Genomic DNA, 22,416 nt, shown 5'->3' with positions numbered 1-22,416 from the left:
CGGCCTATCGGGACACTCCAATGGTGCCGACGGATGGCAAACTTTGTCAGTCCCTTACCGCAACCGTGTCAGACCCATCAGCCTTGCCACTTGATCAATATGAAAAGGCACTTTCAACTTTCTTTGACAATTGGTGTCACCGCAACACGGATGCTGGCTGGGTGCGCGACAAGTTTGTTCGCGATACCGGTCCTTTTACGGCCAGCCGCGATACAACCGCCATCAATAGCAGTTGGAGCGGGACCTATCATGGCACCCATTCGCCAGTTGTTATCTGGTATTCGCCAGAAATGGTGAAATGGATTGCCAATAACCGTGGTGAAAGCGGGGTACAACCTGACAGGCAAAAGCCGATCCCGGCTGGTGCGATCATGGTCAAGGAGATGTATCCTGCCCCAGCATCGGTGTGTCAGGATAAAGACCCGCTTCATCTATGGCCAACAAGTGGTGCGGCCATCATGGTACGTGACCCCGACGCATCCTATGATGGATGGTTCTGGGGGTGGTATGGATGGCCCGGGTCGGTTTGGAAGGTCGATTGGCCTGCAGGCGATAGTAACGGTCCTGCCAATATGGGATTTGGCCAGTATTGTGTGAATTGTCATGGCTCGGCACGTGAGATGACATTTGCAGAACTTCGCAATATTGAAGGCCAACCGGGCGAGCCGGAAGTTTTCCTGTCGCAGGATTTCTTTAATGGTCAGTTTCTTGGTACGACAGGCGGTGTCGCGCGACAGTTGCCAAAATCGACTGCCGGAAACAGTCCAAGTGGCGATATCCATAATCTTCGGGCCCACAAAGAAGTTGTGCCAGTGCCGTTGGGCAAATCGCGTGCAGATGGTCATCCCGATATGGCCGATGTGCTGACTGTATTTGCTCAGAGGGGAAGTCCGTTTGGGTATGACCTTGCGGCCAAACATGAGATGCCGTCGCAAACCTATGACAATGTCTGGATGCCGGCTTCTGGTCCGACACCGCACAGCCAATTTATGACCAGTGATCAATGTGCAGGTTGCCACGATGCGGGAAGTACCGGGTTACAGTTTGACATGACGATGCCAGACCCGCTTGGAACCAGTCTGCTGAACCTGTCGCCTTATGCAACATGGCGTTCGTCACCTATGGGGCTTGCCGGACGTGATCCGATTTTCTTTGCTCAGCTTGCCAGCGAAGTTCAAACATTCCACAGTCAGGAATCTGACCTGGTTCAGAATACCTGTTTCGGATGTCACGGTATTATGGGGCAGCGTCAGTTCCAGATTGATCAAAACCTTGCAAAGGAAGCCACCGATGCGGACGCGTGCGGCAGTTTCCAACGCACGATGGTTGATGCAATCCCCTATGGCGCGGCACATGGTAATACTGCACATGCCAGTTATGGGGCGCTTGCGCGTGACGGGATTTCCTGCATGTCGTGCCATCAGATGGTGTTGGGATCAGAAGCAACTGCCAAATTCAAGGATGCGCCGCAGAATGCCTGTGTTCTGGAAAGGCAGGCGTTGCTAAATCCGAACGAAAAAGGCTTTGCAAAGACATTCACCGGGAGCTTCCTGGTTGGTGACGCCAACACGCTTTATGGACCGTTCGAAAAGCCGAAAAAACATCCGATGGAATATACGCTGGGCATAACTCCGGCCCAAGGGGACGCCATCAAAACATCGGAAATGTGCGGAACGTGCCATACCGTCCATCTGCCTGTGCTGAAAGATGGAAAGCAGATCGCTTCAGTGTATGAGCAAACGACATATGCGGAATGGGCCTTTAGTGATTTCCGCACTGGATACACAGTTGACGGTGATCTGCCCGGCGGGGCAGGCAAAATGGCGCTCAGTTGCCAGGAATGCCACATGCCAAGCAGCGAGGATGGAAAGAAGTTCCGCAGCAAAATTGCCAGTATTCAGGAATACTCAAACTTCCCGGCAGCCGCCAATACCTTTGGACCGGAACTTCTTGATATGGAACCACGGGACGGCTTTGCCCGTCATACATTGGTTGGTTTGAACCTGTTCCTTGTGGAAATGTTCCAGCAATTCCCCGAAGTGATGGGCGTGCCAACCGCCGATCCGATGCTGGGTGCCAAGGGTTTTGATCCATTGGCCTATACAGAGCGGGCTATGGTTGAACAGGCCCGGTCTGATACCGCGAGTATCAAGATCGAAAATGTAAATCTTGGTTCTGAAACGCTCAGCGCGGATGTCGCCATTGCAAGTTTGACCGGCCACAAATTCCCCTCTGGTGTGGGCTTCCGTCGCGCCTTTGTCACTTTTGAGGTTCTTGATGCCAAAGATGATGTCATTTGGGCGTCGGGAAGGGTGAATGGTGCCGGGGTGATTATTGATGAGAACAATAATCCGGTTGAGGGTGAGCTTTGGTGGGATGCGCAATGCAAGGCGCGTATCGAACCGGAGAAGCGGCAACATCAGCCACATTATCAGACGGTTCGCGAACAGAACCAAGTACAGATTTATCAGGAACTGGTCAGCACGCCGCCTCTTGATGACAGTGTTCCATTTAGTTGCGGGCACAATGTTGCGCCCAAGGGGCAACTGACAACAAGCTTCCTGTCTATTTGTGCCGAGGTCAAAGATAACCGCTTGCCGCCAGCTGGTTATCTTGGCCTTGATGAACGCATTCAGATCGCAAACGCACTAGGTGCCGGTGCCGATCTTGCGGAGGATGCGGGCTTTACAGCGATTGGCGATGATCCTGACTATCGCAACCCGACACCCACCGGAGGCGATAAACTGACCTACAAGATTGATCTTAGGAAAATCAAAGGTGATCCGAAATCGGTCAGAGCAAAGCTGTCATATCAGGCGACACCACCATTCTATCTGCAAGATCGGTTCTGCACCGCCACAGGTACAGATACCGAACGGCTTGCATATCTGGTGGAGCACTTGAACCTTGATGATAGCCCGGCAAAGGATTGGGCGTTTGAGATCGTAAACACCGGTGCCGTACCAATCCGTTAGGTCGGACGCGCGCAGATTGGGCATTAGTGGTATGGGGATTTAGCTCGCTACTGTGGTGATCCCCACGACCGCATTTCGCAAATCGCCATATCGGGTAACCACTGCGTCTGCGCCCAATGAGTTTGCACGGGCAGCATCGACTTCCATGGCAACTACAATTGCTTGAATTCCGGGGGGGGCAAAAGGCTATCCGGGCATGGTAGAGGTCGGCAATATGGGCCTGCCGCCCAAGGTGCTGCGCAAGAGCATCACCGACATGGTGCGTATTTCAGACGCGCGTACGAGCGGCGGCACCGTGGTTCTCCATACCTCGCCCGAGGCCGCCGCTGGCGGGCCGCTTGCCGCCGTGCAGAATGGCGACATGATCGAACTTGATGTGCCCAACCGTCGCTTTCGACATCAGAGACGAAGAATTGGCACAGCGCCTGAAAAACTGGACAAACGCTGTTCCGGTTCCCGAAAGCGGTTATGCCTAGTTGTATTACAAGTCGGTGATTGGTGCCGATCGCGGGGCCGATTTCCACTTCCTCGTCGGCCATCACGGCAAGGCAATTCCGAAAGACAGTCACTGACGGTTGCGGGGATACGCGGGTGTTCTCAATAGCTGGTCATAAAGACTAAACTTAAAAGCGTTTTATCAAACTAGACTGGCAAGCTGGTTTTTACTGTCCAGTCTATTTTGATTGTCAAAGCATAGTTCAAATCAATACTTTGGTTGAAGTATGCAATCGCTATTCTTTATACGGCCTAAGTCTCATAATGCGAAGCAAGGATGGCGTTGTTTACTAAGAAAACCGGAATGTCTTTGAGGCTAGGATATACTAGACCACAAGGCTGACATTTAAAGTTTCCTTCAATCTTATGCAATTCTCCATGGCACTTTGGGCATGCATAAGACGGACCTTGCTCAGAGTTCGAGCAATTTGCGTTTTTCTCAATGAGGACAAGTGCTCCGTGATGGTAAGTGTCGTGACAATAGGGTACGAGCTCGTGCCGTAACACATTGTACTTGAGCTTTTTCACCGCGGGAATGATTCCAAGGTTCCATCCGCGGTTGTAAAGTTTGTTTCGCTGACCTTTTGAACCTAGTTCGTACGAAGCCTCAACAACAAAAACATACTTTCGTGCAACGCGGAACATCTCGCAGATCGCATCACTTTCGAAGCCGCCCAACTCTTCTAGGCAGTAATGGCTATACACAATGTCGATGCTATTATCTGCATATGGCAGTTGTAATATGTTTGCTGCTGACAAACTGCTGAGAGCCACATTTTCTTCTTTAGCAAAGTCGCTGGCGACTTTACATCTTGACCAAGAGATATCCACCCCGCTGTATGAATTTCCGGGGCGGTTTATCTGCTGTGCAACTGGCACAATGGTTGTGCATTCTCCAGCGCCAGCTTCAAGAACGGATCCCGGTTTTGACCCGAGCAGCTCGTCTATCAGCGCGGCTAACCATCTATTGTGCAAATCTACGGATTCACCGTACTTGACTTCTTTAACTTCACCCAGATGATAGCCTAAGGAGACAAGCCCGTCTGCATTGTTGCGATTTCTGTACTCTTCTACATACGTGCCTGAACGCTTGTCATAGGTAACCAATGCGTGCTGATAATGTTCTTTTTTTAAGGCAGAAGGCAGTCTTTGCAACACGTTGAGAGCAGCTGATTTTATCTTTCTTCTGATGATCGATTTTATATTAACCTTGGTGCGATGATCAGCCATTTTAGCCCTGTGAAATATCTAGTTCCCGGTTCAAGACAACTGCGCAAATTTGAGAGTAGCCCAGCACTGATTTCAATATGTTTTATGTAACTATCACGCGCATAGCAACTCTTTCTACATTGGCCTGAATTCGCAGAGTCACAAAGTAGATTTTTGGCAGAATTCAAGTATACCTATGAAATTCGTTGTGACTTGGTTTTCAGGCAGTTGAGGTGTTTTTGACGTAAGTGCCCCAAATCTCACGAATAGATATTGAATTCCGGCATCTATGGCTGCGTTTACATCATTTGCGTGATCGCCGACCATGATTGCGGTGTCAGTGGTTTGATCAAACCCAAGCTTTTCCAGTACAAATTCAAGGAAACGGCCGTCGGGCTTTTTGACTTCAAAGCTATCGCCGCCAGCGATGAAACCAAACAGGTCGGCGACGCCAAGTTCGGCCAAGATTGCCTTGCAAGGGGCTTCAGGTTTGTTCGATGCCAGTGCAATCGTCCAGCCATCTGATTTCAGTTGGCGCAGGACATTTTCGGCATTTTCAAACAGGCGAGTATAGGCATAGTCGGTTTCGGCGTAGCGCGCGTTGAAATCAATATTGAGTTCATCAAGCATATCATCAGATGGCGTCTCACCGCGTGCGGCAAAGGCACGTTTGGTCAGCATCCATGTGCCATCACCGAGCATCGCTTCGATATCATGGCGCACAAGCGGCGTGTGGCCATGGGCAGCCAGCAAATCATTCATCGCAAACAGGATGTCATCGACCCCGTCAATCAGGGTGCCATCAAGGTCGAACAGAATGAATTTTGCCATCGGGTGGGGCTCCTTGGATGTGAATGTGCAGCGGTGGTGACGGGTGCTGCGTGGTTTATTGGAACTTAACGGAAACCGTGCCATTAACAATCGGTAACATCTGCTAACAGCCGGTAACAAAACGTGATTCTTTATGGACTTTTGCTGCCCGGGAATATGTTTTAAGACTTGCTGCGAATTGGATTATTTGCATCACACATCATCGTGATGGTGCTTTTCAGGGGATGCTGCGAAACGGCGCAGCCAACAGGATTATAAATGTCGCTTGAACTAAGTGTTGTTGTATTGGCCGCCGGGATGGGCACGCGCATGAAAAGCGCCCTGCCCAAAGTCATGCACAAGGTCGCGGGCAAGCCGATGGTGGGTCACGTGATTGATACCGCCGCCCACCTTAACGCGACAAAGACCATGGTCGTTGTCGGTCCGGATATGCCGGACCTGATCAAGGCCGTTGCCCCCCACCCGACGTTTGAGCAGACCGACCGCCTTGGCACGGCACATGCCGTTTTGGCTGCGCGTGAAGGCCTTTCGGGCCTGCGTGGCAATGTATTGGTGCTCTATGCCGACAGTCCGCTTTTCACTGCCGAAACGCTGGCGCGCCTTGTGGCAGCACGCGAGGAAAACGATCATGCGGTCGCGGTTCTGGGCTTCCGTCCGGAAGATCCGACCGGATATGGTCGCCTTGTGACGGATGGTCAGACAGGTGCCTTGACTGCGATTGTCGAAGACAAGGAATGTGACCCAGCACAACGTCAGATCAATTTCTGCAATTCTGGCGTGATGTGTTTTAAGGCCGAAGACATGATCGCAACCCTTGAGGCGATTGATAACGCCAATGCCAAGGGCGAGTATTATCTGACCGACGCCGTCGAAGTGGCCCAAAAGAACGGCCAGAGCTGTACTGCGGTGGAAGTTGACGAAGCCGAAACGCTTGGCGTTAATTCCCGTACACAATTGGCCGTGGCCGAAGCCATCCTGCAAGGCCGCCTGCGCGAAGCGGCGATGGCTGCGGGCGCGACGCTTGTTGATCCGCCCTCGGTGTTCTTCAGTGCAGATACCAAGCTTGGAAGCGATGTTATTGTCGAGCCCAATGTGGTGTTTGGCCCAGGCGTCACGGTCGGCGACAATGTCGTGATCAAGGCGTTCAGCCATCTTGAAAGCTGTGTGGTGGGCGATGGTGCCGATATTGGTCCCTATGCCCGTTTGCGCCCTGGGACAGAAATCGGTGCCGGTGCAAAGGTTGGCAACTTTGTCGAGATCAAAAAGGCCGTCGTCGAAGACGGGGCCAAGGTCAATCATCTGAGCTATATCGGCGATGCCCGTGTGGGTGCCAAGGCCAATATTGGTGCCGGGACCATCACGTGCAACTATGACGGTTTCCGCAAACAGCATACCGACATTGGGGCAGGGGCGTTTATCGGCTCCAACTCGTCGCTTGTCGCACCGGTCGAAATTGGCGATGGCGCGATTGTTGGCGCGGGCAGTACGGTAACCGGTAAGGTCGCGGCGGATGCCTTGACGCTGACCCGTGCGGAGCGGATTGAAAAAGCAGGATGGGCTGCGAAGTTTCGTGAGAAAATGCGCGCCCTGACCGGAAAGAAACAAACCACCTAATGCACATGACCAACTCACAGATGATGGGAAGGCCGCAGCAATGACAAAGTACTATAGTTATCTTCACGGCGCAAAAGATGACCACACATTTTACTTGGTCGCCAACGGAAAATTAGAAACCTATGATAAACCGGTATTCATGTTCTGGAAAAAAGCCAGTTTGGTGCACACTCTTCCGGTCGACAGAAGCTCGGAAATTTTGGAAGAGAGGGTGGAGACAAACGGAAATGGGACAATCAGGCTTCGTTCAGGCAAAGAGGATCGGCAGTACTGGGTTTTCGGCAATGCGAATGCATTCATAAATGCCGTAAAGAGCCAGTTGTAGATTTCGGTATCTCTTGATGCAGATGAGGCAACAATTCCAAACTCGAGATAATTACTAGAGATAATTAACTGGGCGCTCTGATTGCGAAGAGCAGCCAATAGTAAAAGCGATTTGAAGCAGGAAAATACAAGACATGTGCGGCATTATCGGGATTATCGGCAAAGACAGCGTAAGCGAGCGTATTCTCGAAGGGCTCAAACGCCTTGAATATCGCGGTTATGACAGTGCGGGTATTGCCACACTGGTCAATGGCCATATCGAACGCCGCCGTGCCGAGGGCAAGCTGATCAATCTGGCCAATCGTTTAGCCGATGAACCGCTTGCCGGTGATGTTGGTATTGGTCACACCCGCTGGGCTACCCATGGTGTGCCGACCGAAAACAATGCCCATCCGCATACTGACGGCAAGGTCGCCGTGGTTCATAACGGCATCATCGAGAACTTCCAGGAAATCAAGGCTGAGCTTTCTGCCAAGGGGCGTGAATTCGCCACCGAAACCGATACCGAAGTTGTTGTGCATCTGGTGTCCGACTTCCTTGATCAGGGCAAAACCCCGCGCGACGCGGTGGCCGCCACCCTGCATCGCATCGAAGGTGCCTTTGCGTTGGTGATTATGATTGCCGGCCAGCATGACGTTATCTTTGGGGCGCGTCGCGGTACGCCGCTTGCCGTTGGTCTCGGTGAGGGCGAAATGTATCTTGGTTCTGATGCCATGGCTTTGTCGCACCTGACCAACAAGCTGATCTATCTTGAAGAAGGCGACTGGGTCGAAATGACCCGTGACAGCGTTCAGGTGCGCGATGAAAATGACGAAGACGTTACCCGCGAAACCAAACTGTCCGCCGTTTCGGGCGCCATGATGGGCAAGGGCAACTACAATCACTTCATGCAGAAGGAAATCTTCGAACAGCCTGCGGTGATTGGCGATACCCTGCATGCCTTCATCAATCCGGCCACCCAGACGATCAAGCTGCCGGACATGCCGTTTTCCTTTGCCGACGCAACGCGTTTGACGATTGTTGCCTGCGGCACCTCGTTCTATGCGGGCCTGGTCGCCAAGCACTGGGTGGAACGCTATGCCGGGTTGGGTGTGGATGTCGACGTCGCATCCGAGTTCCGCTATCGCTGCCCACCGCTGCCCAAGGGTGGCGTTGCCCTGTTCATTTCGCAGTCGGGCGAAACGCTTGATACGCTGGCCGCCCTTCGTTACGCAAAATCCAAGGGCCAGAAAATCGTTTCCATCGTCAACGTGCCGGAAAGCACGATTGCGCGCGAAAGCGATGTGGTGCTTCTGACCTATGCCGGGCCGGAAATTGGGGTAGCATCGACAAAGGCCTTCACCACTCAGCTAACAGTTCTCGCGTGCCTTGCCGTGACAATCGGGCGTGAAAACGGCACCCTTGCCAAGGATGAGGAAGCCGCCATCGTTAACGCGCTCACCGAGGTGCCGAAACATGCCGCCGAAGTCCTGCATCATGACGACGCACTCAGACAGCTCGCCCTTGATGTCGCCGATGCGCGCGACGTGCTTTATCTCGGTCGTGGTCTTGGCTATCCGATTGCGATGGAAGGGGCGCTTAAGCTCAAGGAAATTTCCTATATCCATGCCGAGGGCTATGCCGCCGGTGAAATGAAACACGGTCCGATTGCCCTGATTGATCAGTCGGTTCCAATCATTGTTATTGCGCCGTCTGACGAGCTGTTTGAAAAAACTGCTTCGAACATGCAGGAAGCTGCGGCCCGTGGCGGACGCGTGATCTTTATCTCGGACGCGCCGGGACTGGCCAAGCTTGGTGATATGGCCTCTGCCACGATCGAGCTTCCCAAGGTCGCCGACTTTGTCGCACCAATCCTCTATACCATCCCGGTTCAAATGCTGGCCTATCATGTGGCGGTCCATAAAGGTACCGACGTTGATCAGCCGCGTAACCTTGCGAAATCTGTGACGGTCGAATAGGGCAAATCGACCTGTTCGCGGAAAGGTGAATTCGGGTTTGGGCGCGGCCGGGTTACCATGTCGTCTTTCGCGACTGTAATCGCCCCATCGCATGATGAAGGCTGTTCATCAGATGGAAGGTTTTCCATGCCCATGCCGCGCTTTTTGTTTGCCGCACTTGCTGTTTCCCTGGTTGCCTTATCGGGATGTACCGGTTTGACGCCCGATATGATGAACCTTGAGTCGATGTCGTGCGAAGATCGGCTATCCTATGTCGATGCGGTGGTGGACGATAAAGCTGTGCAAAATGCGTCGGCGTCCCCGGTTGTCGGGTATCCATTTCTGAGGGCCAATCGAAATTCTGTCTTGATGGCGCGGCAGCTTGATGCAGATGGGGATGGGCAGGTTGATCGCGCTGATCAGTGGGACGCGCTGATTTCGCAAATGCGTGGCCTTGACCGGGCGGCGCGGCAAAGCGAAATCGCCAATCTTCCGGCAGCATCGGGCATTTCGTATGAGGCAGCGGAAAACTGTGCCAACGCCATGGCTGCATCCCTGACACCTGATCAGTATCAGACACTTTTACCCGCTGTCTTTGTGCCCGATGACTACCTTGATTTTCAACGCATCGCCGGTCTGTATCCCTTAACCGCCTTCCCGGCCTATTTCGGCTATGAGGGATGGAAGCAGGAGAACTTCGCAAGCTTTGCAGCCAACGATGATGACCTGATCCATTCCGGGGCATGGCGTGAATATACTTTGGCGTCGTCTGAGCCAGGCCGTTTCGATGTTGCGGATATTGCCCAGGATGCCTTTGGTCAATGGCGGCCAACCGACCGGGAACTTGAAAACATGGCGCGGGCCTACGCACCGGTATTTAGGGTGCGGACAGGAAGTGATAGCGACAAGGTTGGGCGGCCAAACTTGCTTGCCCGTGATGCCTTGGCGATGATCGATACAGATGACCCGACGGTTTATTATCGGCTGAGCCACACCTATTTTGCCGGACGTTGGCGGCCACAAATCGTTTATGAAATCTGGTTCCCGGAACGTCCTGCCACCAGCAGTTTTGATATCCTGGCCGGGCATCTGGATGCGCTGATCTGGCGGGTAACATTGGATAAAGATGGTACGCCGTTGATTGCCGATACGATCCATGGCTGCGGCTGTTACCACATGTTTTTCCCAAGCAACGGTTTGCAGCGGATTAGCGCGCCGGAGGATCACGACATTCGCGAAACGGCTGAAATGCCTGCGGGTTACCTCACGTCATCCATGTTGAGCCGACCCGTGCTTTGGATTGATAAGACCAGCCATTATCTGCTGACCGTCACGGGTGCGGCGACGGATCAGTCGATGGCGGATATCGCCAGACAAACCGCAGTGCTGCGCCCCGCACAGGAACTTGGTCATTTGCCGCTGCAAAACGGGCAGGGAACGGCAAGCCTGTTTGATGAAGCCGGATTTGTGCCGGGTACGGAGCGGTTGGAAAGTCTCATTCTGTGGCCGATGGGGGTTGATAAGCCCGGTGCCATGCGCCAGTGGGGCCACCATGCCACGGCATTTGTCGGGCGGCGGCATTTTGACGAAGCCACACTGATGGATCGCTATTTCCGCCCTGTTGATTGAATGGTTTGCCGTTCTGGGCTGATGCGTGTTCAGCCAGGCTTATTCTTGGATCTGCATTTTTGGGGCAGGGTCTTGGAGGAAGGGTTGCGTTTGTTCGACCAGTGCCGAGAACTTTTCCATGAACGGCGCGTATTCTGCACCGAGGTAGTGATATAGCGGCAGAACAGATACGGTTTTCTCAATCACCGGGGCCGGGGTGTCGCCCAGAATGCCTTTTTCGATCATGTCCTGGATATTGGTGTCCGCAGACAGGAACCGTGTGATCCGCCCATTGGCGTAGGCTTCGTGTTTTTCGGTGTTGTACATCATCGGTTTATGCGTGATGCCGCTTTTGGCGGTGTCGGCATCGACGAATTTTTCCTGCCATGCCACGCCGAGGGTAAAGGCAATTGGCGCGGACGGATCATTGGCGTTTGGATTGTGCCATAGCCGGTTCGAAATCGTTCGCAATGGAACCGATGAGCGCACAAAAGCGCGGGAATAGTTTTTTTCATTAACAATGGCGCGGAGCAATTCGCCATCAACCAGGCCTTCGTTGAAGTGCAACAGTCCGCGACGACCGGGTAGCTTGACTGCCTGCACAGGACAGCCCAGATCCGCATATATCTTCTGCAGGATCACAATCGACTTTTGCGACATCGGTTCGTTTTCGACATAGGCGATTTTTTGCGGGCACTTGAATTCCTGATTATCCGCCAAAGCCGGCGTTGGCGCGGCTGCGCAGAGGACAAGCAGGAAGAGCCCGCGAACTGTCAGGTTCTGCATTCCGCAATGCAGCTGCCACGTTCGGAGTAATGAATTACAATGGTGGGGCATTATCAATATCTACAGATGCTTGTGTCGTTATTTGGAACTGGTTGAAGCTTTTTGAGTTTATACAGCTTAGCGGTGAGAGAGGGATTTTCATAGCCGTTTGAAAACGAGCACTCTGTAGCGAGGGATATGTCCAGCCATCCAAGCTGACCAACAACAAATATCAGCAGTTTTGAGAACCTCAGTTTATTGCCGCGGTGGGCTTGCGCCGTCAGGCTTAAAATGTTTTGATCCGGTCGCACTGAAAAGGGCCCCAATTCTTGCTGCGCCGCACTGGCGCGAATTGGCAAAAATCGTGACATTTCCGCGTCTTTTTTCATCTCCCTATTGACTTTGAGCAGCCACTCCAATAAATGCTGTTAGCACTCGCCGGGGGTGAGTGCTAATACGGGCTCATCCCGGTTAGTCTTAGTTATTAACGAGCCTTAGCTTTAACACGGAGTTGTCTAAAATGAAGTTCCGTCCGCTGCATGATCGCGTCCTGGTACGTCGTGTCGAATCTGACACCAAGACTGCCGGTGGCATCATTATTCCGGATACCGCCAAAGAAAAACCGCAGGAAGGCGAAATCGTCGCTGTGGGTTCTGGCGCTCGCAAAGAAGATGGCTCGGTTGCAGCCCTCGACGTCAAAGCAGGTGACAAAGTCCTGTTTGGCAAATGGTCGGGCACCGAAGTCAAGGTCGACGGCGAAGAGCTGCTGATCATGAAAGAATCCGACATCATGGGCATCATGGAATAAGTCAGCCCGTTTGGGTGACTAACTCCACGTTCATCCGTCTCATAGAGAGGAAAGAATATTATGGCTGCTAAAGAAGTAAAATTCTCCACCGACGCGCGCGCTAAAATGCTGCGCGGTGTCGACATCCTGGCAGACGCTGTCAAGGTGACCCTCGGCCCGAAAGGTCGTAACGTTGTTATCGAAAAATCCTTCGGCGCACCGCGCGTGACCAAGGATGGTGTTTCGGTCGCCAAAGAAATCGAACTGACCGACAAGTTCGAAAACATGGGCGCTCAGATGGTTCGCGAAGTCGCGTCGAAAACCGCCGATCTGGCTGGTGACGGCACCACGACCGCAACTGTTCTGGCTCAGTCGATCGTTCGTGAAGGCAACAAGTCTGTTGCTGCCGGCATGAACCCGATGGACCTGAAACGCGGTATCGACCTTGCAACCGCCAAAGTCATCGAATCCATCCAGAGCCGTGCACGTAAAGTTGCCGGTCGCGACGAAATCGCACAGGTTGGTAACATTTCGGCCAACGGTGACCGTGAAGTCGGCGACATGATCGCTGAAGCCATGGAAAAAGTTGGCAACGAAGGTGTTATCACCGTTGAGGAAGCCAAAGGCCTGCACACCGAACTCGACGTTGTCGAAGGCATGCAGTTCGACCGTGGTTACCTGTCTCCGTACTTCGTAACCAACCCGGAGAAAATGGTCGCAGAAATGGATGCTCCCTACATCCTGCTGTTCGACAAGAAAATCTCCTCGCTTCAGCCGATCCTTCCGCTGCTTGAGTCGGTCGTTCAGTCCGGCAAGCCGCTTCTGATCATTGCTGAAGACATCGAAGGCGAAGCTCTGGCAACCCTGGTTGTCAACAAGCTGCGCGGTGGTCTGAAAATCGCTGCTGTTAAAGCACCGGGCTTCGGTGACCGTCGTAAAGCAATGCTCGAAGACATCGCCATCCTTACCGGTGGTCAGGTTGTTTCCGAAGATCTCGGCATCAAGCTGGAAAGCGTTACGCTTGACATGCTCGGTACCGCGAAATCGGTTACCATCACCAAAGAAGAAACCACCATCGTTGATGGTGCCGGTGAGAAAGCACAGATCGAAGCACGTGTCGGCCAGATCCGCGCTCAGATCGAAGAAACCTCCTCTGACTACGATCGTGAAAAACTGCAGGAACGTCTTGCGAAACTCGCAGGCGGTGTTGCCGTGATCAAAATCGGTGGCGCTTCGGAAATCGAAGTGAAAGAACGCAAAGACCGCGTTGACGATGCCCTGCACGCAACCCGCGCTGCTGTTGAAGAAGGCATTGTTGCTGGTGGTGGTACGGCTCTGCTGTACTCTGTCAATGCGCTCGAAGGTCTCGAAGGTGAGAACCACGACCAGACCATCGGTGTTGACATTGTTCGCCGTGCCCTGCAGGCACCGGTTCGTCAGATCGCTCAGAACGCGGGTGTTGACGGCGCAGTTGTCGCTGGCAAGCTGCTCGAGCAGGATGACGTCGAGTTCGGTTATGACGCCCAGAAAGGCGAATATACCAACCTCGTCAAAGCTGGCATCATCGACCCGGCCAAAGTTGTTCGTACTGCCCTGCAGGACGCAGCATCGGTCGCAGGTCTGCTGATCACCACCGAATGCATGATCGCTGAAAAGCCGGAAGAGAAATCTGCTGGCGGCGGCGCACCTGACATGGGTGGCATGGGTGGTATGGGCGGCATGGGCGGCATGGGCTTCTAAGCCTTACCAACCAACCGACCTATCGCATAAGGGAAGGGGCCTCGCCATCGGCGGGGCCCCTTTTCGTTTGCGCAAAGAAAAGGCCTAAAAAAAGAGCCTGCATAACAGCGGGCTCTTGGTTTTTTCTTTGGCTTGCTCAGCCAAACAGCTTTTTAAGCGTTCGGGGTTGGCAGCGCAGATATTGCGGGGCGGCTTTGACTTCGGCGCCAAGGTTTGCCGCAGCGTGCCAAGGCCAGCGCGGGTCATACAGAATACCACGTGCAAGCGCGATGGCATCAGCCTGTCCGGTGAAGGTGATGGCTTCTGCCTGTTCGGCCTCGGTGATCAGGCCGACCGCAATGGTGGTCATGCCGGTTTCGGACTTGATGCGCGCCGCAAACGGGACCTGATAGTTTGGGCCGAGCGGTATTTGCTGATCGATATGAAGCCCGCCCGATGAGACATCAATAAAGTCACAGCCGCGATCCTTAAGGAGCTTGGCCAGCGCGACGCTTTGATCAATATCCCAGCCACCTTCCACCCAGTCGGTGGCCGAAATACGAATACCCAGCGGATAGTCTGCGCCAACTGCCTTGCGAATGGCATCATAAATCTCGATCACGATGCGGGTACGGTTTTCAAATGATCCGCCATAGTCATCTTCACGCTTGTTGGCGTGCGGCGAGAGGAATTGGTGCAGCAAATAACCATGCGCGGCATGGATTTCGATGGCGTCAAATCCCAGACGCAGCGAACGTTTGGCGGCATCGACAAAGGCCTGAGTGACTTCTGCAGTGCGTGATTTGGACAGGGCTTCGGGGATCGGATCGCCTTCGCGGAAGGGCACGGCTGAGGGGGCGGCGACCTGCCAGCCGTTTTCGTGTTCCGGGGAAAGGGCATGGCCGCCCAGCCATGGCTTTTCGCACGAGGCCTTGCGCCCGGCGTGGGCCAGTTGGACCGCAATCGGCATATCGGAATGGCTGCGCACGGCAGCAAGTGTTTTGGCAAGGGCTGCCTCTGTTTCATCATCCCACAGGCCGACATCACCATAGGTGATGCGTCCTTCCGGTTCGACGGCGGTGGCTTCGATGATCAAAAGGCCAGCGCCGCTTTGCGCAAGATTTCCCAGATGCATGTCATGCCATTGGGTGACCTTGCCGTTGTCGGCTGAATATTGGCACATCGGTGCAATAACGATGCGGTTATCAAGGGTCAGTGTGCCCAGTGAAAGCGGGGTGAACAGAGTGCTCATGAGCGTTCCTTTAATGCGGATGGTGGCGCGGGGGCGCCAGACAATGAAATGAAGCTAATCCGCGGGCGGGATGCGCGCCAGTCTGATGTTCTATTTTTCCAAGGAATGGAATGTCGGGACGGGGTAGGACAAAGGTCTGATCTGAAAAATGCAAAAAATCGCAAAAAAAAAATGCATCGCGATACTTGCGGAATTTTTCACCCGATCTATCTCAAGGTTGGAACGGGGCATGGTGCCCCGATACGCGTCAAGGTTGCGGCCTGGTCTGGACTGATGGCGCAAGATTACTCGTCTGTAATGGAGGGTACTACAATGACTGGTCTTCAGACTCTTAATGGATCCCGTCGTCTGTCTTCGGCACCGGCTTATGGTGATCCTTTTTCTGTTATTTCCCGTGATTTTGACCGCATGATCGGTTCGATCTTTGGCGACCGTTCTCTTGCCGCAGGCAAGGCCTCAGCTGAGGATGGCGAAGTCTCCACGCCTTTGCTGAGCCCGAAGATCGACATCTATGACGGCGAAGATCACTTTGAACTTTCCGCCGAACTTCCGGGTGTAGATAAGGATGACGTCAATGTCGAAGTGCTTGACGGTCTTCTGACCATCACCGGCGAGAAGAAATTCAGCCGTGAAAGCAAGGACGGTGCCCATGTGGTCGAACGCAGCTATGGCAGCTTCAAGCGGTCCTTCCGCCTGAATGACGCCATTGATGCCGACAACATCTCGGCATCCTTCAAGAACGGTGTTCTGGTGCTTACTCTCCCCAAAGTAGCAGAACAGAAGCCAGAGCCGCGCAAGATTGCGGTTTCTGACTAAGCGCTTTGTCTCCTCCCTGAAGAAGCGATCCCCTGATAAGACTGACGGGCGGTTTTACCGCCCGTCTTTTTTGTGTTTGCAGCTTTGTGAGGTGTAGGTCACTTAACGGGGCACTTAACGTCCGGCATAACCACTGCAGTGATCAAGGGGCATATCAAACAGCCCTGTTTCATCAAAGCGTTCAAGAGCCGCTGTCCAAGGCGTCAGGTCGATGTTGTGCGCCTTAAGCCATTCGGGATTGTAATAGGTATCGCAATAGCGATCCCCGCCATCACACAGCAGGGTCACAACCGATCCGGTTTGTCCTGCGGTTTTCATTTCTGAGATCAAGGCCAGGGTCGCAATCAGGTTGGTGCCGGTGGAACCGCCACACCGCCGACCAAGATGCTTTTCAAGGTAATAAAGTGCTGCAAAGCTTGCGGCATCGGGGATGCGATACATGCGGTCTACCACGGTGGGGTTGAAGCTTGGTTCGACCCGGGGGCGACCAATGCCTTCAACGCGTGATCCCTTGTTATTGGTGACCGAACAGTCACCGGTTTCATAGCCATCATAGAAAACCGAGTTTTCCGGATCGGCAACGCACAGTTCGCAGCCCTGACCAAGGCTTCTGCCATAACGGATATAGCGCCCGACGGTCGATGACGTGCCGCCGGTCCCGGCGCCAACCACGATCCAGCGCGGGACAGGATGGGCTTCGCGCTTGAGCTGATCAAAGATGCTTTCTGCGATATTGTTGTTGCCACGCCAGTCAGTCGCGCGTTCGGCATAGGTGAACTGGTCCATGTAATGACCGCCCAGTTCACGGGCGAGGCGCTGCGATTCCTCATAGATCTGACCGCTGTGATCGACCAGATGGCTTTCGCCACCATAAAAGGCGATCTGATCGATTTTCTGCTGGGAGGTTGATTTGGGCATGACCGCGATAAAGCGAAGCCCAAGAAGACGGGCGAAGTAGGCCTCTGACACGGCGGTCGAACCACTGGATGCTTCGATGATCGGGGTGTCTTTGGTGATCCAGCCATTACACAGCCCATAGAGGAACAGCGAGCGCGCCAGACGATGTTTTAGGCTGCCTGACGGATGGGTCGACTCATCTTTCAGATAGAGGCCGATATCGCCAAGCTTTGGCAGATCAAGGCGGATCAGATGGGTGTCGGCAGACCGGTTGAAATCGGCTTCGATCGTGCTGATGGCATCTGCCACCCATTGGCGGTCATAAGGCATGAAACATCCTGACGTCTGGTTGGATCACTCGGCAAGGCTGGGCCCGGCCCGAAATTTCGATCTGTTTAGGGTAATATAATACAAAAAACGACAGTAAAATTGTGCCGATACATTTTAGGATCAAAAGATCGGCTGAAATTGTTTTTCATCAGATTGGGCTTGCTAACACTTTTTTCAAAGCTCACCTTTAAGATACAAAGTTCACGATTCTTTCGATTTGACTGGATAGCGCGAAATCATGGCTGACGACGATAAGGATCCGTTCACAGTACGTATGGGTGCCTCGGACATCGGGGCGGCTTATGATGTGCCTGTGCGCGTCTCAACGGTGATCGGCAAAAGCCAGATCCAGGTCGCGCAACTGATGCGTCTGACCCGTGGCGCCGTGCTTGAACTGGATCGTCGCGTCGGTGAGCCCGTTGATATCTATGTCAACAACCGGTTGGTCGCGCGTGGAGAATTGGTCGTGGTCGATGAAAACCTTGGCGTAACCATTACCGAAGTTGTCAAAAGCGGTATGGTGATCGAAACTCATCACTAAACTGTTCAGGCATTAAATGTCAGTTCGCGGTTGCCCGGCTTAAAGCAGGCGCTCGGCTGCAAGGCGTTTCTCTACCCGTGCGATTTCTTCGGGGCGCAGGCGCGGTTCAAGTTCGGCAATCGCAGCATTCGGGTCCAATGGTTCATCCTCGCCCGCACCAATCGGGAAAGTGATGGTGCCACTTGCTGCACGCCTGAGCCAGTAGTAGGCGTCGGCATAACTTTGTTTTACCCCCCATCCACGTTCAAGCAGGGCCCCATACATGAACTGCCCGGCACGCATGTTTTGCTTTGCCGCGATTTCAAAGTAATGGGCGGCCTCGACGAAGTTCTGCCGCGCACCACGGCCATGAAAATACTGTGATCCGATTATATAAGCAGCATTGCCGTTGTTCGGATTAATCCTTAGTGCGCGCTTGAAGTATTTCGTTGCCTGGAAATGATCATAGGGCACACCAAAGCCATTGAAGTGCATCAGGCCAAGATAATAAATCGCCCCGCCATGATTGGCCATTGCCGCCTTTTGAAACCATCTGGCCGCCAGTTCGTATTCGGGTTTACCCAGATCACCCCGAAAATACATCAGGCCCAAGGCGTACTGGGCATGGGGATCGTTTTCCTGTGCGGCGAGTTGCCATGATGACTGCGCACGCCGGAAGTCGCCGGCCTGATAGGCTTGATAGCCAGTCTGGTATTCCTTGGTCATGGCCTTGGATTGGCCAGCTGCCAGAAGCAGAGCACACACAAGACATGCAAGGGCGAAAAGGGGGCATCGACTGGTGGGTCGGGCCAAAGGGGCGCGCGTCACTTTATGGAACCGTCAGGAATTTGTTTTAAACAGTGGCACGACCTTGCGGGCGCGTTTTTCGATGGCGTCGAGCACGTTGGCGATGTCGGAGCTTTGTTTGATGCGCTCGCCGCTATGCAGGGCAAGAAACTGTCCGGCATTCTTGTGCTCGTTACTCAGCTTGATGATCGTGAAAAGTGGCGTTTCGTGGGTGGAGCGAAATATCGAAAACATCGCCATGCCGTCCAAGTGGTCAATGGCGTAGTCCTTCCAGGCGCCGCTGGCAACCTGTCGGGAATAGGTATTCATGAGTTTCATCAGTTCAGTCCGGTCAAAATGCACAAAGCTCTTGGCTTTGCGGTATTTGGCCAAATCGAACAATGTTCCCATGGGTTACTCCGGCAGCGTGTGTCCGTGGTCGTCCTTGGCCCCGACGGGTAAATGACAACCATGTGACACGGTAGCGCGGATTTACCGATGCCTCAAGTTTCAATGGATGAAAAGCATACCGCCACGTGAGGGGGATTACAGGCTGCGCGAACGGGTCGGCGGCCAGTCAACGGTCTGTGCCCCGGTGTTGTATGGATCAGGCGTGCGATAGCAGCTGACGGCAGCCAATGAGCGATAGCAATAAAGCGGCGTTTCCGGGACCGGATCCTTTTTACAATACGACTTGCCATCAATCTTGCGAATGGTTGAGCAATCCTGACCGGTCGAAAGCGAAACCGCATGGTCAATCAACGTTTTGTCGGAATTGACGATGCTGATCACGTCAAAGGCCAGATACCATTCACCGCCGGTGAAGATGCTGGTGCCGACAATATCAGACATCGTTGTGCTGCAACCCGATACCGTCGTTCCCATCAGAGCGGCAAACAGCCCGGCAAGAATACGCTGTCGGATAATGCGCCGTTTTGCGGGCTGAGTATGTGCAATTTCGCGACGTTTCATTGTGGTCTCCGTCCGCGCACCGGGCAATTATGACCGATGGCAAGTTCAAATCTGTTCCCTTGCCCATACATAAGCAAGCCCTGTGCCGAACTGCGTGCTGACGATCGACAAAGCGATATATGGCAACGATATCGCGCATTTTCAGCCGCTTGCGTGTCGGCCAAAACCCGACAGGTTGCGGTGATGGTGCCGGGAAAATCTTTCAAAGCCGTTTAAAACCGGGGATCGCGCTGCTTATGTTCGGAGCTGGCAGGCAATTCTTTCCCCTTGGGGCTGCGCTGCCCGAATTGGGTCATATGGCGCTGATATTGACCATAAGCCTGACGTTGTAATCACGCGTAACGGTGGGGAGGGTGAAAATAATCATAGGAATGCGGGCAATGGTGTTGAGCAGACTTGACCCTGTACCCGCTGGCGCGTTAAATCCTTGCCAGAATTTTTTCAGATAAGCGGGCTGATTGCCCGCTTTATTGTGACCGGATTGGAGCCGTTTTCGTGGTTGATATTTTCCAGGAAGTCGAAGAAGACCTGAAGCGTGAACGCAGCGAAGAGCTGTGGCGCAAATACGGGAAATACGTGATCGGCGTTGCTGCGGCCATCGTGCTGGGTGTTGCAGGTCGTGAAGGCTGGAAAACTTACGAACAGACCACCAGCATTGAAAACGGAACCCGTCTTGCCAATGCCGTTGAACTGGCACAGGACAGCGCAACTGACGAGGACGCCGCACTGGCCGCCCTTGATGCGATCATTGCTGACGGCAATGCCGATTTTATTGCTCTTGGTCATTTCCAGAAAGCAGCGGTTTATCTGCGGGCCGATGCAAAACCATCTGCAATCAACGAGCTTGAAGCCATTGCCGGAAATTCCGACATTGATCAGGTTTACCGCGATCTTGCCGTTGTCCAGATTGCGATGAACAGTGCCAGCGAAGCGAACGCGCAGGAACTGATCACGCGTCTTGAGCCGATCGCCGTTCCGGAAAACGCATGGTATTACTCGGCACGTGAAATGATTGCGCTTCTACATATTGCCGGTGGCGAGGTGGAAGCGGCCAAACCGCTTTTGACCGAGATCGCCGATGATAACAGTGCACCGGCGGGCATGCGTGCACGTGCAAGTGAAATTCTCAAGGCTGTTGGTGCCTGACATCACCCGGGCAGCACTGGAACGCGTTAAGCGTTCCATATGACGTGAGTTCTTTCAGGGGAAACGGTTTTGACCACACGCGGTATTAAGTCACTTCTTTGCGTAATGGGCCTGACAGGCCTTTTGGCAGGGTGTTCAAGCTGGCTTGGCGAAGCAGAGGACCCGCCACTCCCGGGGGAGCGTATTTCCGTCCTTGCCCTGCAAAGCACGGTTCAGCCCGATGTTGAACTTAGCGACCAGCGTGTGATTTTGCCCGAACCTGAGCCGATGGTCGACTGGCCGCAGAATGGCGGCTATCCGAGCCATGCGCTCCATCACGTTGCCCTTGATAACGACGTTCTTGAACAGGACTGGTCGATTGATATCGGCGACGGGTCGATGGATGACAACCTTTTGCTCAATCAGGCGATTGTTGCACGCGGTGTGATCTTTACCATTGATGCCAGTGCCGAGGTGCGCGCTTATGCTGCGTCATCGGGCAAGCGCATCTGGTCGCTTGAACTCGCCCCGGAAGACGAAGAAGACAGTACCCTTCTGGGCGGTGGTCTGGCGTATGAAGCCGGTGTCATCTATGCCACGACGGGCTTTGCCGAAATCGTTGCCATTGATGCGCCAAGTGCGACGGTGCTGTGGCGCCAACAGGTCAGTGCACCGATGCGATCCGCGCCAACCGTGCGGGGTGGCCGTGTCTTTGCTATCACCATTGATAACCAGACAGTGGCGCTGAATGCACGCACCGGTGAGACGCTGTGGAACCATCGTGGCGCGGCTGAGGGCGCATCCTTTATCGGTGGTGCCAGCCCGGCTGTTGATCAGGGTGTTGTCATTTCTGCCTATTCAACCGGGGAGCTTTATGCCCTTCGTGTCGAAAACGGTCAGGTGATCTGGTCCGATGCGCTGGCGGCTGCCGGGCGGACCGATGCGGTGTCGGCGATTGCGGATATTCGCGGTCTGCCGGTGATTGATAATGATCTGGTGATTGCGACGAGTAACTCCGGCCTGACGACCGCGATTGACCTGCGTACCGGGTTCCGCGTCTGGGAACTTGAGGCGGGCGGGATCCAGTCGCCTTGGGTGGCGGGCGATTATGTATACCTGCTAACCAATACAAATGACCTGATTGCCTTGCGTCGAAAGACAGGACAGGTTAAATGGGTGTCCGTTCTGCCTCGTTTTACCGATCCCGAGGATCAGGAAGGCCCGATCGTCTGGACAGGGCCGGTTCTGGCCGGTGACAGGTTGATCGTTGGTAACGAGCAGGGCGAAGTAATGACTGTTTCCCCTTATAGCGGTGAGATCCTCGGTCAGGATGAAGTATCCGGCCCGATCACTTTGCCGCCATCTGTGGCCGGTGACAGCCTTTACTTCCTGACTGCGGATGCCGATCTAATCGCATATCGCTGATCGGTCAGGAACGAATACAGTTTTCGCAA

The 22,416-nt window shown here is 53.7% G+C and carries 20 protein-coding genes and 1 pseudogene; 12 read left to right on the top strand and 9 right to left on the bottom strand.

All coding sequences use genetic code 11. The features are described 5' to 3' along the window. Positions 1 to 20: 20 nt before the first annotated feature. Entirely contained in the window at positions 21 to 2,975 is a 2,955-nt protein-coding gene (locus HED22_RS16555) for a cytochrome P460 family protein (RefSeq protein ID WP_167724253.1), read from the top strand. Positions 2,976 to 3,171: 196 nt separating this feature from the next. Further along, positions 3,172 to 3,318, top strand: a pseudogene (locus HED22_RS19695) (dihydroxy-acid dehydratase); the annotation flags it as partial. Positions 3,319 to 3,722: 404 nt separating this feature from the next. On the opposite strand, the gene HED22_RS16545 reads toward HED22_RS19695, so the two are convergent. Next, positions 3,723 to 4,700 (bottom strand): methyltransferase domain-containing protein, encoded by a 978-nt coding sequence (locus HED22_RS16545; protein ID WP_167724251.1) that lies wholly within the window; start codon positions 4,698 to 4,700, stop codon positions 3,723 to 3,725. A 138-nt stretch (positions 4,701 to 4,838) separates the two neighbouring features. After that, positions 4,839 to 5,510, bottom strand: coding sequence for an HAD family hydrolase (locus tag HED22_RS16540; protein WP_167724249.1), 672 nt, complete (start codon positions 5,508 to 5,510; stop codon positions 4,839 to 4,841). 258 nt (positions 5,511 to 5,768) lie between these two features. Here HED22_RS16540 and glmU point away from each other — a divergent pair, with 258 nt between their 5' ends. The 4 genes from glmU (at position 5,769) to HED22_RS16520 (ending at position 11,014) form a co-directional block, all read left to right on the top strand. Continuing rightward, on the top strand, positions 5,769 to 7,124 hold the full coding sequence (gene glmU / locus HED22_RS16535) for a bifunctional UDP-N-acetylglucosamine diphosphorylase/glucosamine-1-phosphate N-acetyltransferase GlmU (RefSeq protein WP_167724247.1): 1,356 nt from the start codon (positions 5,769 to 5,771) through the stop codon (positions 7,122 to 7,124). 40 nt (positions 7,125 to 7,164) lie between these two features. Beyond that, positions 7,165 to 7,449, top strand: coding sequence for a hypothetical protein (locus HED22_RS16530; RefSeq protein WP_167724246.1), 285 nt, complete (start codon positions 7,165 to 7,167; stop codon positions 7,447 to 7,449). A gap of 133 nt (positions 7,450 to 7,582) precedes the next feature. Then, positions 7,583 to 9,406: a glutamine--fructose-6-phosphate transaminase (isomerizing) gene (glmS, locus tag HED22_RS16525; protein ID WP_167724244.1), complete on the top strand. Its 1,824-nt coding sequence runs from the start codon at positions 7,583 to 7,585 to the stop codon at positions 9,404 to 9,406. A gap of 126 nt (positions 9,407 to 9,532) precedes the next feature. Then, positions 9,533 to 11,014, top strand: a complete 1,482-nt coding sequence (locus tag HED22_RS16520) for a hypothetical protein (protein WP_167724242.1) — start codon at positions 9,533 to 9,535, stop codon at positions 11,012 to 11,014. 39 nt (positions 11,015 to 11,053) lie between these two features. Here HED22_RS16520 and HED22_RS16515 read toward each other — a convergent pair whose 3' ends face one another. Both HED22_RS16515 and HED22_RS16510 read right to left on the bottom strand, forming a co-directional pair. Beyond that, positions 11,054 to 11,779 (bottom strand): hypothetical protein, encoded by a 726-nt coding sequence (locus tag HED22_RS16515; protein ID WP_167724240.1) that lies wholly within the window; start codon positions 11,777 to 11,779, stop codon positions 11,054 to 11,056. Between the two features lie 53 nt (positions 11,780 to 11,832). Further along, a complete protein-coding gene (locus HED22_RS16510) occupies positions 11,833 to 12,147 on the bottom strand; it encodes a hypothetical protein (RefSeq protein WP_167724238.1) in 315 nt (104 codons plus the stop codon). Positions 12,148 to 12,278: 131 nt separating this feature from the next. Here HED22_RS16510 and groES point away from each other — a divergent pair, with 131 nt between their 5' ends. Together groES and groL are read left to right on the top strand one after the other, a co-directional pair. After that, positions 12,279 to 12,566 carry a co-chaperone GroES gene (groES, locus tag HED22_RS16505; RefSeq protein WP_175581279.1) on the top strand — a complete coding sequence of 96 codons (288 nt, stop codon included), beginning with the start codon at positions 12,279 to 12,281 and terminating at the stop codon, positions 12,564 to 12,566. Positions 12,567 to 12,626: 60 nt separating this feature from the next. After that, entirely contained in the window at positions 12,627 to 14,285 is a 1,659-nt protein-coding gene (groL, locus tag HED22_RS16500) for a chaperonin GroEL (RefSeq protein WP_167724234.1), read from the top strand. 136 nt (positions 14,286 to 14,421) lie between these two features. Here the strand turns inward: groL and HED22_RS16495 are convergent, their stop codons facing one another. Then, positions 14,422 to 15,516 carry an NADH:flavin oxidoreductase/NADH oxidase gene (locus tag HED22_RS16495; RefSeq protein ID WP_167724232.1) on the bottom strand — a complete coding sequence of 365 codons (1,095 nt, stop codon included), beginning with the start codon at positions 15,514 to 15,516 and terminating at the stop codon, positions 14,422 to 14,424. Positions 15,517 to 15,828: 312 nt separating this feature from the next. On the opposite strand from HED22_RS16495, the gene HED22_RS16490 reads away from it, so the two are divergent. After that, positions 15,829 to 16,332, top strand: coding sequence for an Hsp20/alpha crystallin family protein (locus HED22_RS16490; protein WP_167724230.1), 504 nt, complete (start codon positions 15,829 to 15,831; stop codon positions 16,330 to 16,332). A gap of 114 nt (positions 16,333 to 16,446) precedes the next feature. Here HED22_RS16490 and HED22_RS16485 read toward each other — a convergent pair whose 3' ends face one another. Further along, positions 16,447 to 17,559, bottom strand: coding sequence for a PLP-dependent cysteine synthase family protein (locus HED22_RS16485; protein ID WP_167724228.1), 1,113 nt, complete (start codon positions 17,557 to 17,559; stop codon positions 16,447 to 16,449). A gap of 238 nt (positions 17,560 to 17,797) precedes the next feature. Between HED22_RS16485 and fliN the strand changes: the two genes are divergently transcribed. Next, positions 17,798 to 18,100, top strand: coding sequence for a flagellar motor switch protein FliN (fliN, locus tag HED22_RS16480; RefSeq protein WP_167724226.1), 303 nt, complete (start codon positions 17,798 to 17,800; stop codon positions 18,098 to 18,100). A gap of 39 nt (positions 18,101 to 18,139) precedes the next feature. On the opposite strand, the gene HED22_RS16475 is transcribed toward fliN, so the two are convergent. The 3 genes from HED22_RS16475 to HED22_RS16465 form a co-directional block, all read right to left on the bottom strand. After that, entirely contained in the window at positions 18,140 to 18,844 is a 705-nt protein-coding gene (locus tag HED22_RS16475; protein ID WP_368484511.1) for a tetratricopeptide repeat protein, read from the bottom strand. 75 nt (positions 18,845 to 18,919) lie between these two features. After that, positions 18,920 to 19,276, bottom strand: a complete 357-nt coding sequence (locus HED22_RS16470; RefSeq protein WP_167724224.1) for a DUF2794 domain-containing protein — start codon at positions 19,274 to 19,276, stop codon at positions 18,920 to 18,922. Positions 19,277 to 19,411: 135 nt separating this feature from the next. Continuing rightward, positions 19,412 to 19,837 (bottom strand): hypothetical protein, encoded by a 426-nt coding sequence (locus HED22_RS16465; RefSeq protein WP_167724221.1) that lies wholly within the window; start codon positions 19,835 to 19,837, stop codon positions 19,412 to 19,414. A gap of 495 nt (positions 19,838 to 20,332) precedes the next feature. Between HED22_RS16465 and HED22_RS16460 the strand changes: the two genes are divergently transcribed. Both HED22_RS16460 and HED22_RS16455 read left to right on the top strand, forming a co-directional pair. Beyond that, positions 20,333 to 20,983 carry a tetratricopeptide repeat protein gene (locus HED22_RS16460; protein WP_167724219.1) on the top strand — a complete coding sequence of 217 codons (651 nt, stop codon included), beginning with the start codon at positions 20,333 to 20,335 and terminating at the stop codon, positions 20,981 to 20,983. Positions 20,984 to 21,052: 69 nt separating this feature from the next. After that, the gene (locus tag HED22_RS16455; RefSeq protein ID WP_254870164.1) at positions 21,053 to 22,387 is read left to right on the top strand and encodes a PQQ-like beta-propeller repeat protein; all 1,335 of its coding nucleotides are present in this window, start codon (positions 21,053 to 21,055) and stop codon (positions 22,385 to 22,387) included. The last annotated feature ends 29 nt before the right edge of the window (positions 22,388 to 22,416 follow it).

Origin of the sequence: Thalassospira sp. HF15, from assembly GCF_011806525.1 — a bacterium.
Taxonomy (GTDB): Bacteria; Pseudomonadota; Alphaproteobacteria; order Rhodospirillales; family Thalassospiraceae; genus Thalassospira.
Note: the sequence above shows the minus strand (reverse complement) of the source record. Positions and strands in the feature narration are given on the sequence as shown.

Bases quoted from the DNA above. Each gene is read 5' to 3' on its own strand.
- HED22_RS16555 (WP_167724253.1), top strand. From the start codon at position 21: ATGGTGCCGACGGATGGCAAACTTTGTCAGTCCCTTACCGCAACCGTG.
- HED22_RS16545 (WP_167724251.1), bottom strand. From the start codon at position 4,700: ATGGCTGATCATCGCACCAAGGTTAATATAAAATCGATCATCAGAAGA.
- HED22_RS16540 (WP_167724249.1), bottom strand. From the start codon at position 5,510: ATGGCAAAATTCATTCTGTTCGACCTTGATGGCACCCTGATTGACGGG.
- glmU (WP_167724247.1), top strand. From the start codon at position 5,769: ATGTCGCTTGAACTAAGTGTTGTTGTATTGGCCGCCGGGATGGGCACG.
- HED22_RS16530 (WP_167724246.1), top strand. From the start codon at position 7,165: ATGACAAAGTACTATAGTTATCTTCACGGCGCAAAAGATGACCACACA.
- glmS (WP_167724244.1), top strand. From the start codon at position 7,583: ATGTGCGGCATTATCGGGATTATCGGCAAAGACAGCGTAAGCGAGCGT.
- HED22_RS16520 (WP_167724242.1), top strand. From the start codon at position 9,533: ATGCCCATGCCGCGCTTTTTGTTTGCCGCACTTGCTGTTTCCCTGGTT.
- HED22_RS16515 (WP_167724240.1), bottom strand. From the start codon at position 11,779: ATGCAGAACCTGACAGTTCGCGGGCTCTTCCTGCTTGTCCTCTGCGCA.
- HED22_RS16510 (WP_167724238.1), bottom strand. From the start codon at position 12,147: ATGAAAAAAGACGCGGAAATGTCACGATTTTTGCCAATTCGCGCCAGT.
- groES (WP_175581279.1), top strand. From the start codon at position 12,279: ATGAAGTTCCGTCCGCTGCATGATCGCGTCCTGGTACGTCGTGTCGAA.
- groL (WP_167724234.1), top strand. From the start codon at position 12,627: ATGGCTGCTAAAGAAGTAAAATTCTCCACCGACGCGCGCGCTAAAATG.
- HED22_RS16495 (WP_167724232.1), bottom strand. From the start codon at position 15,516: ATGAGCACTCTGTTCACCCCGCTTTCACTGGGCACACTGACCCTTGAT.
- HED22_RS16490 (WP_167724230.1), top strand. From the start codon at position 15,829: ATGACTGGTCTTCAGACTCTTAATGGATCCCGTCGTCTGTCTTCGGCA.
- HED22_RS16485 (WP_167724228.1), bottom strand. From the start codon at position 17,559: ATGCCTTATGACCGCCAATGGGTGGCAGATGCCATCAGCACGATCGAA.
- fliN (WP_167724226.1), top strand. From the start codon at position 17,798: ATGGCTGACGACGATAAGGATCCGTTCACAGTACGTATGGGTGCCTCG.
- HED22_RS16470 (WP_167724224.1), bottom strand. From the start codon at position 19,276: ATGGGAACATTGTTCGATTTGGCCAAATACCGCAAAGCCAAGAGCTTT.
- HED22_RS16465 (WP_167724221.1), bottom strand. From the start codon at position 19,837: ATGAAACGTCGCGAAATTGCACATACTCAGCCCGCAAAACGGCGCATT.